We start from the raw sequence: 13780 nt of genomic DNA on the forward strand, positions 1-13780 counted from the left end.
AAGCCACAATTTCTTGATGGATTTGCCACACATTACCAGTCGATACCCTGCTGCGCCTTGATGCCAGCCTCAAAGGCATGTTTTACCGGGCGCATTTCGGTTACGGTATCCGCCATCTCCAGTAAATCACGGTGACAGCCCCGACCGGTGATGATTACCGTCTGTCCGGCTGGGCGATCGCGTAATGCGGTCAATATTTCCTCCAGCTCAAGGTAGCCGTAGCTGATCATATACGTCAGCTCATCAAGCACCACTAGATCCAACTGGGGATCAGCCAGCATACGTCTGCCGTGCTGCCAAACTTTTTGCGCGGCGTCGGTGTCGGTCTGACGATTCTGCGTTTCCCAGGTGAAACCGGTAGCCATAACCTGAAACTCCACGCCGTGTTTTTGCAACAGGTTTTTCTCACCGTTTGGCCACTCGCCTTTAATGAACTGGATGACGCCAGCCCGTAAATCATGGCCCACGGCTCGGGTTACCGTACCGAAAGCCGCAGTGGTTTTACCTTTGCCATTTCCGGTAAAAATCATCAGGATGCCGCGTAGTTCGCTCGCGGCGGCAACACGGGCATCGACCCTTTCTTTAATACGTTGCTGACGTTGTTGGTGGCGTTCATCGTTCATATGTGCTCTCTTGTGACTATTCGGCTGGGCCAGCTTTTCTACCGGGTTGCGCATCAAAACTCATGCCCGTTTTTCGACGGCTATCATCACCCATCAGGTAGAGATACAGCGGCATAATATCCGCGGGTGTCTTCAATTTTTCAGTATTTTCATCGGGAAACGCTGAGGCACGCATGGCGGTTCTCGTTCCGCCGGGATTGATGCAGTTTACTCTCAGGTTTTGCTGGCGGTACTCTACCGCCAGAACCTGCATCATGCCTTCGGTCGCAAACTTTGACACCGCGTAGGCGCCCCAGTTGGCGCGGCCCTGACGACCGACACTGGAACTGGTAAAAACCAGTGACGCACAAGGGGATTTCAGCAACAGGGGCAACAGCGCCTGTGTCAGCATAAATGTTGCGTTGACATTCACCTGCATGACCTCTTCCCAGGTTTTTACCGATTGCTGCGCCATAGGGGCGATATCGCCCAGTAGCCCGGCATTGTGCAGAACCCCGTCGAGGTGGGGAACGATTTGCGTCAATTGATTGGCTATCTGAAAAAACCGGACTGAATCGGCTGTTGACAAATCGCAGACGATAAAATGTGCTTCGGCCCCACCTTCATCATGAATCTGCTGTTTCACCGTTTGAAGTTTACTTTCGGTGCGGCCCAGTAAGATAAGATGGGCGCCGTAGCGGGCATAGGTGAGTGCAGCTTCACGACCAATACCGTCTCCGGCGCCGGTAACCAGAATAATTCGTTGCTGGAGCAGATCGTTTTGAGGCTGGTAGTACACGGGAAATTCCTCTTACAGACATACCGGATACCTGAAGTAAGACGAGATGGTATCGTTATCAAGTTATCTGGCTGAAAAGACAGAAGATGACGGATTTATGCCCTAAATAAGCGGCGTTTTCAATGAGACTGCCACCATTTCTTGCCACAGGTGCGGTAAAAAGCAGCGGAAAGAACAGAAACGGAGTGAATAACATCGCCAGATCCTGTTTGATAAGTTAGGTTAAAGGTTTCTCGTACGATGCTGACCAGGCCGTGGGCTGGCATCATCAATATGATATTTAATACTCAGTTAATGAGGGCGGTATTTGTGGAATTACTTTCTCAGTATGGTTTATTCCTGGCTAAAGCGCTCACCATCGTCGTGTCTATTGGTGCGCTGGTGATTTTAGTCGTCGGCATCACACAACGTAAACGTCAGCGCAAAGGTGAATTGCAGGTGGTTAATCTGAGCGAGCAGTACCGCAATATGCAGCGGGACATGCAGATGGCGTACATGAGTGATGTTGAGCGTAAACGGTTATCCAGGGAAGAAAAAAAGAAAGAAAAAGCACTAGCTAAACAAGAAAAACAGCGTGTTAAACGTGGTGAGAAAAATATTCCAAAACCCTGTCTGTATGTGCTGGATTTCAATGGCAGCATAGATGCCGGTGAAGTGCGTTCCCTGCGTGAAGAGATTTCGGCGGTGCTTGCGGTTGCCAAACCACAGGACGAAGTGCTGCTGCGATTGGAAAGCCCTGGAGGAGTGGTTCATGGCTACGGCCTTGCCGCTTCTCAATTGCAAAGGCTGCGTAAGGGCGGCGTCCGCCTGACGGTAGCGGTTGATAAAGTGGCGGCCAGTGGCGGGTACATGATGGCCTGTGTCGCGGATCGTATTGTCGCCGCACCGTTTGCCATTGTGGGATCAATTGGCGTGGTGGCACAGATCCCCAATTTCAACCGTTTGCTGAAAAGCAAAGATATTGATGTTGAGCTGCACACTGCGGGTGAGTTTAAACGCACCTTGACGCTGTTTGGTGAAAATACCGAACAGGGAAGGGAGAAATTCCGCGAAGAATTAAACGTCACGCACGACCTGTTTAAGCAATTTATTCAACAGATGCGTCCATCGCTGGATATTGATTCAGTGGCAACCGGTGAGCATTGGTTTGGTACTCAGGCCAAAGATCTGGGACTGATTGATGCGATTGGAACCAGTGACGAACTGCTGATTGCAGAGATGACCAATCACGAAGTGCTCAACGTACGCTACACGCGCCGTAAACGCCTGTTGGACAGGCTGACCGGCAGTGCAGGCGACACCCTTGAACGGCTGATGCTGCGCTGGTGGCAGCGTGGGAATAAGCCGCTAATGTAATGAAGATAAGTGGCTGAAGAACATACCTATCGCCCGCGATTGTCGTGGGCGATGTCCGTTTAATCGATCAGATAATATTTTTCCGACAGCACATGCGCCAGGTGCTTGAACATGTTAAACACGGCGGTGGTTTTTAATGTAGGTAAGCCGTTTTGATCGAGAAAAAACTCGCCGCGGAATACCAGCACGTCATTTTTCTGCTCAACATCCTCAGCCACCATGCCGTGTAAATAATCGTCGTGATTCTTGATAATGGTGTTGGCTTCGGCCAACAAAGTCCGGCGGTCAATGGGGGATTTTTCTGCAATAATCTGAATTTCATTGGACATTTATTACTTACTCCTGCAATCAAACCTGTTCGGGGCAATAGCGCATTATAACGGCTCAGGCATTGTGCGCGATTGTACTTCTCTGGCGCATTCTATCGCAAATGTACTAAGTTTTAATCACTTGCCTGCCGATATTGAGTTCATCGTCTGGTGGATAAAACGGTTTTTCCATGCTAATTAAGTTGCGTGACGTCATTTATCAGGTAGAGTGTGGGATTTTGCACGGTCACAGACAGAACATGAGGGTTACGGACGATCTTTTGAGCGGCAATGCTCACTCATAATAGACACGTGAACGACGCCGTGATCCACAATTAATCGAGTATCCGCTTTTGTTTCCTTACGGTGGGTGCCCCCAGAAGATATCTGATTTTCAGAAGAATTCAGCAGGTAATAGTACATATGGGTAAAGCTCTCGTTATAGTTGAGTCCCCGGCAAAAGCCAAAACGATCAATAAGTATTTAGGCAATGACTACGTGGTTAAATCCAGCGTCGGTCATGTGCGCGATCTGCCGACCAGTGGATCAGCCAGTAAAAAGGGCGGGGACTCAGCCAAAGACAAAACGAAAAAAGCAGTCAAAAAGGATGAGAAATCCGCGCTGGTGAACCGTATGGGTGTCGATCCCTATCACGGGTGGAAGGCCAATTATGAAATTTTGCCGGGTAAGGAAAAAGTCGTTTCCGAACTGAAGACGCTGGCGGAAAATGCCGATCACATCTATCTTGCAACCGACCTTGACCGCGAAGGGGAGGCCATTGCCTGGCACCTGCGGGAAATCATCGGTGGCGACGATAATCGGTTCAGCCGCGTTGTGTTTAACGAAATCACCAAGAATGCCATCCGGCAGGCGTTTGAGAATCCTGACAAGCTAAATATCGATCGCGTTAATGCCCAACAGGCCCGCCGCTTTATGGATCGGGTTGTCGGCTACATGGTTTCGCCACTTCTGTGGAAAAAGATTGCCCGTGGGCTATCCGCCGGACGGGTGCAATCAGTCGCTGTGCGCCTGGTTGTTGATCGCGAGCGTGAAATAAAAGCCTTTGTGCCGGAAGAGTACTGGGAACTCCATGCGGATTTACTGGCTGGCAGTGATACGCAGTTGCAAATGCAGGTCACTCACTATAACGGAAAACCGTTTAAGCCGGTCAATAAAGCCCAGACACAGGCAGCCGTCAGCCTGTTGGAAAAGGCTAAATATGTCGTAGCGGAGCGGGAAGATAAACCCACCAGCAGCAAGCCGGGAGCGCCGTTTATTACCTCCACGCTGCAACAGGCCGCCAGTACCCGTTTAGGCTTCGGCGTTAAAAAAACCATGATGATGGCACAGCGGTTATACGAAGCGGGCCATATTACCTATATGCGTACCGATTCAACCAATCTGAGTCAGGATGCGTTGACTATGGTTCGTGGTTATATCGGCGATGAATTTGGTAAACGCTATCTGCCTGAGGCCGCGAATCACTACAGCAGTAAAGAAAATTCTCAGGAAGCGCATGAAGCGATTCGGCCTTCCGATGTGAAAGTGCTCGCGGATCATCTTAAAGATATGGAAGCGGATGCGCAGAAGCTGTATCAACTGATTTGGCGGCAGTTCGTGGCCTGCCAGATGACGCCGGCGAAATACGACTCCACTACGCTGATTGTTGAAGCGGTTGGTTATCAACTGCGCGCCAAAGGGCGTACCTTGCGTTTTGACGGCTGGACGAAAGTCATGCCAGCGCTGCGCAAAAATGATGAAGATCGCACACTGCCGACTGTAGCCGTAGGTGAACAACTGGCACTACAGAAGTTGCTGCCGGGGCAGCATTTTACCAAGCCGCCCGCACGCTACAGTGATGCGTCGTTGGTGAAAGAGCTGGAAAAGCGGGGTATTGGCCGTCCTTCCACTTATGCCTCGATTATTTCGACCATTCAGGATCGCGGGTATGTTCGGGTAGAAAACCGCCGCTTTTATGCGGAGAAAATGGGCGAGATTGTGACTGATCGTCTGGAAGAAAACTTCCGTGAACTGATGAGCTATGATTTCACCGCACGCATGGAGAGCAGTCTGGATCAGGTGGCGAATAATCAGGCTCAGTGGAAAGCGGTGCTGGATGAGTTCTTTGCCGAATTCAGTCAGCAACTGGAAACCGCAGAGCAAGATCCTGAAGAAGGCGGTATGCGGCCCAACCAAATGGTTCTGACCAGTATCGACTGCCCGGCCTGCGGGCGCAAAATGGGCATCCGCACCGCCAGTACCGGCGTATTCCTCGGATGTTCCGGTTACGCACTGCCACCGAAAGAGCGTTGCAAAACCACCATCAATTTGATTCCTGAAACAGAAGTGCTTAACGTACTGGAAGGGGATGAGGCGGAAACCAATGCGCTGCGCGCTCGCCGTCGCTGTTCAAAATGCGGTACGGCAATGGACAGCTACCTGATTGATAATCAACGTAAACTGCACGTCTGTGGCAACAACCCGGCCTGCGACGGTTATGAGATTGAAGCCGGTGAGTTCCGCATTAAAGGCTATGATGGTCCCATCGTTGAATGCGAAAAATGCGGTTCGGAAATGCATATGAAGATGGGCCGGTTTGGTAAATATATGGCCTGTACCAACGATACCTGCGGCAATACGCGTAAAATTCTGCGCAATGGCGAGGTTGCGCCACCCAAGGAAGATCCAGTTCCCTTGCCTGAGCTTCCGTGTGAGAAGTCCGATGCGTATTTTGTGTTGCGTGACGGGGCGGCAGGCGTTTTTCTGGCGGCTAATACGTTCCCGAAATCCCGCGAGACACGCGCACCGCTGGTAGAAGAACTGCTTCGGTTTAAAGATCGTCTGCCGGAGAAACTGCGTTATCTGGCTGATGCACCGGTGGTTGATAAAGAGGGCAACAAGACGATGGTGCGCTTTAGCCGCAAGACGAAACAGCAATATGTCTCTTCAGAGAAAGACGGCAAGGCGACCGGATGGTCAGCGTTCTATGTTGATGGCAAATGGGTGGAAGGAAAGAAATAACTACTTTTCATGCCGCTTATTCTGTACTGAGCCAGCCTTTTCAGGCTGGCTTTTTTGATCTGGGTAAGGTGATAGTGACTTTCCCATGAGAATAATTATCCATTGATATACCCTGCATCTAGCAGGATCCGATGGCGTTGGCTTTCGGACGTTGAAAGGCATCAGGTATAGGTTGGCCATTTTCCGGTAGATGATGATTTTTCCTGATCACTCCGTTTATTTCTGTGCACTATTCGATCATGGTTATATAAAAACTATTTTTATGATTTAATGACATTAATTGATGAAAATATGCACCAGACGACTACGGTGCAAAAAACGTTTAGCGGAAAATGGAACATCGTCAGAATCTTGGATACCGTGCGCATAATTCAATTAATAATGGGATAAATTATGAAACTGCAACAGCTTCGTTATATTGTTGAAGTTGTTAATCACAACCTGAATGTGTCTTCTACAGCAGAAGGGTTGTATACCTCTCAACCTGGGATCAGTAAACAGGTCAGAATGTTGGAAGATGAACTGGGCATTCAGATTTTTGCCCGTAGCGGAAAGCATCTGACACAGGTGACGCCTGCCGGGCAGGAAGTCATTCGTATTGCGCGTGAAGTCCTTTCAAAAGTTGATGCCATCAAAGCTGTCGCCGGGGAGCATACCTACCCGGACAAAGGCTCACTGTATGTCGCCACCACCCATACTCAGGCTCGCTACGCATTGCCCCATGTTATCAAAGGATTCATCGAGCGTTATCCACGGGTATCGCTGCATATGCATCAGGGATCGCCAACGCAGATTGCTGAAGCCGTGGCCAAAGGATCGGCTGATTTTGCCATCGCTACCGAAGCCCTGCACCTTTATGATGATTTAATCATGCTGCCGTGTTACCACTGGAATCGTGCCGTGGTGGTTAAACCCGATCACCCGCTGGCGTCGAAAACGGATATCACCATTGAAGAGCTGGCCGCGTATCCGATAGTGACATATACCTTTGGATTTACCGGGCGCTCTGAGTTAGATACCGCCTTTAACCGCGCAGGGCTGACTCCCCGCATTGTGTTTACCGCAACGGATGCCGATGTGATTAAAACGTATGTCAGGTTGGGACTGGGCGTGGGGGTGATTGCCAATATGGCCGTTGATCCGCAGACAGAAACGGATCTGGTGACGATCAATGCGAACGGCATTTTCAGCTACAGCACCACCAAAATTGGTTTCCGCCGCAGCACGTTTCTGAGAAGTTATATGTATGACTTCATTCAACGTTTTGCGCCGCATCTGACGCGTGATGTGGTGGATACCGCAGTTGCTCTGCGTTCCAATGACGAAATTGAAGCTATGTTTAAAGACATTGCGTTACCGGTAAAATAGACTGGCAAAACACCCCCATCCCTGCGTACAAAATGTTTTTGTACGCAGGGATGATAAGGCGCTGATAGTCTATGCGTAGACTTTATCTTTGTATTCGCACAGATCTTCAATCAGGCAGGCGCCACAGCGGGGCTTACGGGCAATGCAGGTGTACCGTCCGTGCAGGATCAGCCAGTGGTGGCAATCAACCTTAAATTCAGCCGGCACCACCTTAAGCAGCTTTTCTTCAACTTGTTCAACGTTTTTGCCTGGCGCAAAGCCCGTGCGGTTACTGACGCGAAAAATATGCGTATCAACGGCAATGGTCGGCCAGCCAAAAGCCGTATTGAGCACAACATTGGCGGTTTTACGTCCCACGCCGGGCAAGGCTTCCAGCGCCGCACGGTCTTCCGGCACCTGACCATTATGCCGTTCGATAAGTATGCGGCAGGTTTTAATCACATTTTCCGCTTTACTGTTAAACAGGCCGATGGTCTTGATGTACGCTTTTATGCCCTCAACGCCGAGAGCGAGCATGGCCTCTGGCGTATTGGCAACGGGGTAGAGCTTTGCGGTGGCTTTATTGACGCTGACATCGGTTGCCTGCGCGGAAAGTAAAACCGCAATCAACAATTCAAACGGTGTGGTGAATTTCAGTTCAGTTGTGGGGTGCGGGTCATTCGTACGCAGCCTGCTTAAAATCTCAATCCTTTTTTGCTTATTCATAACGTTTCCCCAGCCACCCCCGCGGACGTGGATTTTATTTCTGCGGCCACCCTGGCTTTGCGCTGCTTCATTTTTTCATCAATCAGATATTTAGCCGCCAGCATCAGCCCCAGTCCGATAAAGGCGCCGGGAGGAAGCATGGCGAGCAGGAACGGCGAGTCCAGATGAATAACTTCAATACGTAGCGCTTTAGCCCAGTCCCCCAACAGCAAATCCGCACCGTCAAACAGTGTGCCGTTACCCACAAGCTCGCGCAACGAGCCTAATACAAACAGGGCGCTGGTGGCTCCCAGTCCCATTGCCAGTCCATCCAGCGCCGAAAGTCCCATCGGATTTTTAGAGGCAAACGCCTCTGCACGACCGATAACGATACAGTTGGTGGCGATCAGAGGAATAAAAATACCCAGTGACTGGTATAACCCGTAGGCATACGCATTGATCAGCATCTGTACCGTACTGACCACTGCGGCGATCAGCATGACGTAAATTGGAATACGGATTTCAGCAGGGGCCCAGCGCCGTAGCGCCGAAACGGCAACATTGGTGAGGATCAGCACCAACGTCGTTGCCAGTCCTAATCCCAGGGCGTTGGTGGCGGTTGATGAAACCGCCAGCAGGGGACAAAGCCCGAGCAACTGCACCAGTGCGGAATTGTTTTTCCATAATCCCTGGATCAGAAGATGTTTGGCTTCACTCATTGATTCTCTCCACACAGGGGCAGGGAACTAAGCTGGGATGGCAGCGTTTTCAGGTATAGCGCACTGCGTTTTACGCTGTTGATTACCGCACGCGGCGTAATGGTTGCACCGGTAAACTGATCAAACATGCCACCTTCTTTTTTGACCGCCCAGCGAGCATCATTACTATTTTGCACGGTTTGACCGCTAAAGCGCGTAATCCAGTCTGAAATACGGACATCGATTTTATCACCTAATCCTGGCGTTTCATGATGTTCGGTAACCCGAACACCCAGCACGTTACCATTGAAATCCGCACCAATCAGCAAGGAGATAACGCCTGAATAGCCATCCGGCGCGGTACTTTCTACCGCCGCCGCCACCGGTTCGCCGTCGTTGCGAGCAATGAACACCCGGTGTGGGGAAGCAGAACCCAGCGATTTATCGGTGACAATGTAACATTCTTGCTGTATGTCATTATTATACCTGTCGGCAGGAACAACCTGATCCAACAACCTTTTTTGCTGTAGCGCCGTCTGTTGCGCAATGGTCGGCGCCGTCAAGCTGTTGACCACTGCGGTAAGCGCGGTGGTACAGGCTGCGAAAAGCGCCAACGTCACCGCATGGCGGCGCATCGTGGAAAACATGATAACTCCTTAGCGATGGTGGCCGTAAGCGCGAGGCTTGGTGTAATAATCAATCAGCGGCACGGTAATATTTGCCAGCAATACCGCAAAGGCAATCCCGTCAGGATAACCGCCGTAGGTTCTGATCAACCAGACCAATAGCCCCGTCAGAGCGCCGAAAATCAGGCGGCCTTTATTGGTGGTAGAGGCGGTGACCGGGTCGGTGGCGATAAAGAACGCGCCCAGCATAGTGGCGCCGGAGAACAGATGTAGCAGCGGCGGCGCGCATTTTTCTGGTGACAGCATCCAGCCCAGTAAAGCGCACAACATCAGCGTAAGCAGAAAACTGGCGGGGATATGCCAGCGGATAGTTCCCCGTAGCAACAGGAACAGACCGCCGATCAGAAAGCCGATGTTAACCCACTGCCAGCCAACACCGGCAATAGCGCCGGAAAATAAGGGTTGCTGAAGAATATATTCTGGCTGATGGCCTGAGCGTAACGCCGTTTTGAACGTATCCAGCGGAGTTGCCTGACTGACGCCATCAACCGTTAGCATCAGTTGTTGTACCGAATGCCCTGAAGGCGTATGCCCGGTGAAGATGGTCAGCAGCGCGTCGTAGAAACCGACGGGAAGGCTCTGAAGCGGCGTGGGAGGCAGCCAGCTCGTCATCTGAACCGGAAACGAAATCAGCAACACGACATAACCTATCATGGCCGGGTTAAACGGATTTTGCCCCAGCCCGCCATAGAGTTGTTTGGCAATCACAATGGCAAACGCGGTGCCTATGACCACCATCCACCAGGGCGCCAGAGGCGGCAAACTGATACCGAGCAAAATACCGGTCAATAAAGCCGAATTGTCGGCCAGTATGGTGCGAACGTTGAATTTTCTAAGTGACAATGTCACTGATTCGGCAATCAACGCGGTAACCACCGCCAGAAAAACCTGAATCAGTGAGCCATAACCAAAGAAATAATACTGTGCCAACATGCCGGGAATACAGGCAATGATCACCAGCAACATGATGCGCTGAGTGCGCTGCTGATTATGCGTAAAAGGTGAACTCGCAATCTTGAAAGCCATTTATTCCTCTGGAGACGTCGATGAAGCCTGTGCCGCCTTGCGGGCTTTCACTCGCGCAATAGCCGCGGCAACGGCGGCTTTGCGTGGATCAACCGGCGCCTCAGCCGAGCCGTTGCTGGTTTCCGGTGGTGACGCCACCGGGGTTTCGCCGTTCGCTTCGGCCTGCTGTGCCGCCTTGCGGGCTTTCACTCGCGCAATGGCCTCGGCAACGGCGGCTTTGCGTGGATCGACGACAATATCAGGCCTGGCTTCGGCGGATACCGTCTGATTGGCCCGTGCCTGTGCCTTGCGGGCGGCACGGGCGGCAATAACCGCGCTGTTATCCGGTTGCTGGCCTGACGCGATCTCAATAACCGGTTGAGCCGTTGTCTGCTGGCGGCGTACTCTATCCAGCGCGGCTTGTACGGCTTGCCTGTCACTGTCTGTAACACCGGCGGCAGCCTGCTTATGACGCTGTTCCCGCGCCTGCTTTTCACGTTCAAGACGTGCTTGCTTGGCCTCAAAGCGGGCTTTGGCCTGCGCGGCGCGCAGGCCTTCTTCATCTATTACCCGAATTTCCGCCTTTTCCTGCCGGTAATACTGCACCAACGGGATATTACTGGGACAAACATAGGCGCAGGCACCGCATTCAATGCAGTCAAACAGATGATGATCGCGCGCTTTTTCATGTTCTTGTCCACGACTAAACCAGTACAATTGCTGAGGTAGTAACCCCGCCGGACAAGCATCGGCGCATTTGCTACAGCGGATGCAGGATTGCTCCTCAGCGACGGGTTCTATCTCTGCATGTGACGGCGCAAGAATACAGTTGCTGATTTTGACGATGGGGACATCCAGTGAAGGCAGCGTGAAACCCATCAACGGGCCGCCCATAATCACCATTGGCTGTTGTTGATTGATGTGGAACCCGGCGTGTTTCAGTAAATGGCTAACAGGGGTGCCCAATCTGGCCCATACATTGCCTGGCTGACGCAATGCTTCGCCTGTCAGCGTCACTACCCGTTCGGTCAGCGGTTCGCCATCAATAATGGCGCGTTTGATGGCAAAGGCAGTGCCGACATTTTGCATCAGTATGCCAATGGCGGCGGAGTGTTTACCAAAGGGAACTTCTTTGCCGGTTAAAATTTTGGTGAGCTGTTTGGCGCCGCCAGACGGATATTTGGTGGGAATAACGCGTAAATGGATATCCGAACGCGAGTTCAACGCCTGTTGCAGCGCCGCTATGGCTTCTGGCTTATTATCTTCAATACCAATCAGGATACGTTGTGGCTGCAACAGGTAGGCGAGAATATCGATGCCCTGGAGGATTTCATCGGCGTGCTCCTGCATCAATCGGTCATCGGCGGTAATATAGGGTTCACACTCGGCGGCATTGATGATCAGCGTTTCAATACCGCGCAGACCGCCCTGTAGTTTGGCCGCAGTAGGAAAACCAGCGCCGCCTAAGCCTGCAATGCCCGACTGATGCAAGTGAGTAAGCAGGGTATCCACAGACCGAGTGAGATAATCGCTGAGGGGATGGCGTTCACACCAACGGTCTTCCCCATCGGGGGCGAGGATCACGCTCAATTCAGGCAAAGCGGAAGGATGTGCCGTCATGTGCTGGCGAATGGCGCTTACCGTGCCTGATGTCGGCGCATGGACGGGTAATGTTCTGCCTTTACCCAGCGTGAGAGGCTGACCACGCAATACCTTATCGCCAGCCTTTACGCACAGTTCGCCTTCCGGCCCGAGATGCTGTTTGAGCGGAATAATAAACTGTTCCGGCAGCGGTATGACGCGTAACGGAATCTGACTGGATTGCGTTTTCATTTCCGGTGGATGAATTCCACCATTAAAATCCCAAATCCTCTCTTTTGTTATAACAGGCGTCCTGCCCGTTTCCCCGCGGGCCGTTGCAGGCGACGTTGAAAATCTTTTTATAACGGTAAACAGCTTAAACATGGTGTTCTACTTGAATAACGCGTACCGGAATGGTGTTGAGATCCCATTTCCAGGTTGCGGGCGTCGGGACGATAGGCCGCAGTTCAATACAATCCGTGGGGCAAGGAGAGACGCACAGATCGCAGCCAGTGCATAAATCACTGACAACGGTATGCACCGCTTTGGTACTGCCGATAATGGCATCGACCGGGCAAGCCTGAATGCATTTTGTACAGCCAATACAGTTGCTTTCGTCAATCCAGGCAACTTTTCGTTCGGGATGCCGCGCAGAACTGTCCTCATCAAGCGGCTGCGGGTCAATATTTAGCTTTTCAGCCAGTTTCAGCATCACCGCTTCGCCACCGGGCACACATTTATTGATGCTTTCTCCATTCAGGGACACGGCTTCGGCATAAGGTCGGCAGCCGGGATAGCCGCACTGGCCGCACTGGCTCTGTGGCAACATGGCTTCAACCTGCTCAACCACAGGATCTTCCTCCACCTGAAAACGGCGTGAGGCATAGCCGAGGACTAAACCGAAAAACAGGGCGAGCGAACTGAGCGCCGCGATGGCGATCCAAATAGCCGTCATCAGAATTTCACCAGTCCGGTAAAGCCCATAAACGCCAGCGACATCAACCCGGCGGTAATGAGGGCGATTGAGGAGCCGCGAAAAGGGGCGGGAACGTCAGAAACGGTAAGGCGCTCGCGGATGGCGGCAAACAGCACCATAACAAAAGAAAAACCGGCTGCTGCCCCGAAACCATAGATGGTTGATTGCAGAAAACCATGCGACATATTGACATTGAGTAACACAACCCCTAATACGGCGCAATTGGTGGTAATCAGCGGCAGGAAAATACCCAGCAAACGGTAAAGCTCCGGGCTGGTTTTACGCACCACCAGTTCGGAAAACTGTACCACTACGGCCAGTACCAGAATGAAAGCCATCGTTCGCAGGTAGACGATATTGAGCGGCACCAGGATAAATTCGTTGATTATCCATGAGAACATGGAGCCAAGCGTCATCACGAAGGTGGTGGCCAACCCCATGCCAATGGCCGTTTCCAATTTTTTGGAAACACCCATAAACGGACACAGCCCCAGGAATTTCACTAAAACGAAATTGTTCACCAGGAGGGCGCTAACAAATAACAGTGCGTATTCGGTCATTACTATGCCTAAAAAACAAAACCTGCATATTATCGGGTATTGTCAGGCTTTCGACAACATACCCAATGTAGGGATATAGATGAAAAACTGGGTAGATCTGATATCCGAACCAATATAAAGAAACGGAAAGGTCATC

General features: G+C 51.5%; 13 protein-coding genes. 3 read left to right on the top strand and 10 right to left on the bottom strand.

All coding sequences use genetic code 11. The features are described from left to right. Positions 1-32 precede the first annotated feature (32 nt). Both cobO and BIY29_RS04770 read right to left on the bottom strand, forming a co-directional pair. Entirely contained in the window at positions 33-623 is a 591-nt protein-coding gene (gene cobO / locus BIY29_RS04765) for a cob(I)yrinic acid a,c-diamide adenosyltransferase (RefSeq protein ID WP_121574005.1), read from the bottom strand. Between the two features lie 16 nt (positions 624-639). Then, positions 640-1401, bottom strand: a complete 762-nt coding sequence (locus tag BIY29_RS04770; protein ID WP_121574006.1) for a YciK family oxidoreductase — start codon at positions 1399-1401, stop codon at positions 640-642. Positions 1402-1710: 309 nt separating this feature from the next. On the opposite strand from BIY29_RS04770, the gene sohB reads away from it, so the two are divergent. Next, positions 1711-2757 (top strand): protease SohB, encoded by a 1047-nt coding sequence (sohB, locus tag BIY29_RS04775; RefSeq protein ID WP_121574045.1) that lies wholly within the window; start codon positions 1711-1713, stop codon positions 2755-2757. A gap of 59 nt (positions 2758-2816) precedes the next feature. Here sohB and BIY29_RS04780 read toward each other — a convergent pair whose 3' ends face one another. Beyond that, entirely contained in the window at positions 2817-3086 is a 270-nt protein-coding gene (locus BIY29_RS04780; protein ID WP_121574007.1) for a YciN family protein, read from the bottom strand. 402 nt (positions 3087-3488) lie between these two features. On the opposite strand from BIY29_RS04780, the gene topA reads away from it, so the two are divergent. Both topA and cysB read left to right on the top strand, forming a co-directional pair. Further along, on the top strand, positions 3489-6086 hold the full coding sequence (topA, locus tag BIY29_RS04785) for a type I DNA topoisomerase (RefSeq protein ID WP_121574008.1): 2598 nt from the start codon (positions 3489-3491) through the stop codon (positions 6084-6086). Positions 6087-6479: 393 nt separating this feature from the next. Beyond that, positions 6480-7454, top strand: coding sequence for an HTH-type transcriptional regulator CysB (gene cysB, locus BIY29_RS04790; protein ID WP_121574009.1), 975 nt, complete (start codon positions 6480-6482; stop codon positions 7452-7454). A 69-nt stretch (positions 7455-7523) separates the two neighbouring features. On the opposite strand, the gene nth is transcribed toward cysB, so the two are convergent. Genes nth through rsxA form a run of 7 tightly spaced genes read right to left on the bottom strand, consistent with a single transcriptional unit; the run spans position 7524 to position 13644 of the window. Next, positions 7524-8159: an endonuclease III gene (nth, locus tag BIY29_RS04795; RefSeq protein WP_121574010.1), complete on the bottom strand. Its 636-nt coding sequence runs from the start codon at positions 8157-8159 to the stop codon at positions 7524-7526. Beyond that, entirely contained in the window at positions 8156-8857 is a 702-nt protein-coding gene (locus tag BIY29_RS04800; protein ID WP_121574011.1) for an electron transport complex subunit E, read from the bottom strand. The genes nth and BIY29_RS04800 overlap by 4 nt, the downstream gene beginning before the upstream one ends. Continuing rightward, on the bottom strand, positions 8854-9483 hold the full coding sequence (gene rsxG / locus BIY29_RS04805) for an electron transport complex subunit RsxG (RefSeq protein WP_121574012.1): 630 nt from the start codon (positions 9481-9483) through the stop codon (positions 8854-8856). Before rsxG ends, BIY29_RS04800 begins: the two co-directional genes overlap by 4 nt. Positions 9484-9492: 9 nt before the next feature. After that, positions 9493-10548, bottom strand: coding sequence for an electron transport complex subunit RsxD (rsxD, locus tag BIY29_RS04810; protein WP_121574013.1), 1056 nt, complete (start codon positions 10546-10548; stop codon positions 9493-9495). Further along, the gene (rsxC, locus tag BIY29_RS04815; RefSeq protein WP_121574014.1) at positions 10549-12492 is read right to left on the bottom strand and encodes an electron transport complex subunit RsxC; all 1944 of its coding nucleotides are present in this window, start codon (positions 12490-12492) and stop codon (positions 10549-10551) included. After that, positions 12485-13063, bottom strand: coding sequence for an electron transport complex subunit RsxB (rsxB, locus tag BIY29_RS04820; protein WP_121574015.1), 579 nt, complete (start codon positions 13061-13063; stop codon positions 12485-12487). The genes rsxC and rsxB overlap by 8 nt, the downstream gene beginning before the upstream one ends. Continuing rightward, positions 13063-13644 (bottom strand): electron transport complex subunit RsxA, encoded by a 582-nt coding sequence (rsxA, locus tag BIY29_RS04825; protein ID WP_121574016.1) that lies wholly within the window; start codon positions 13642-13644, stop codon positions 13063-13065. Before rsxA ends, rsxB begins: the two co-directional genes overlap by 1 nt. Positions 13645-13780: the final 136 nt, after the last annotated feature.

Source organism: Brenneria alni (assembly GCF_003666245.1).
Taxonomy (GTDB): Bacteria; Pseudomonadota; Gammaproteobacteria; order Enterobacterales; family Enterobacteriaceae; genus Brenneria; species Brenneria alni.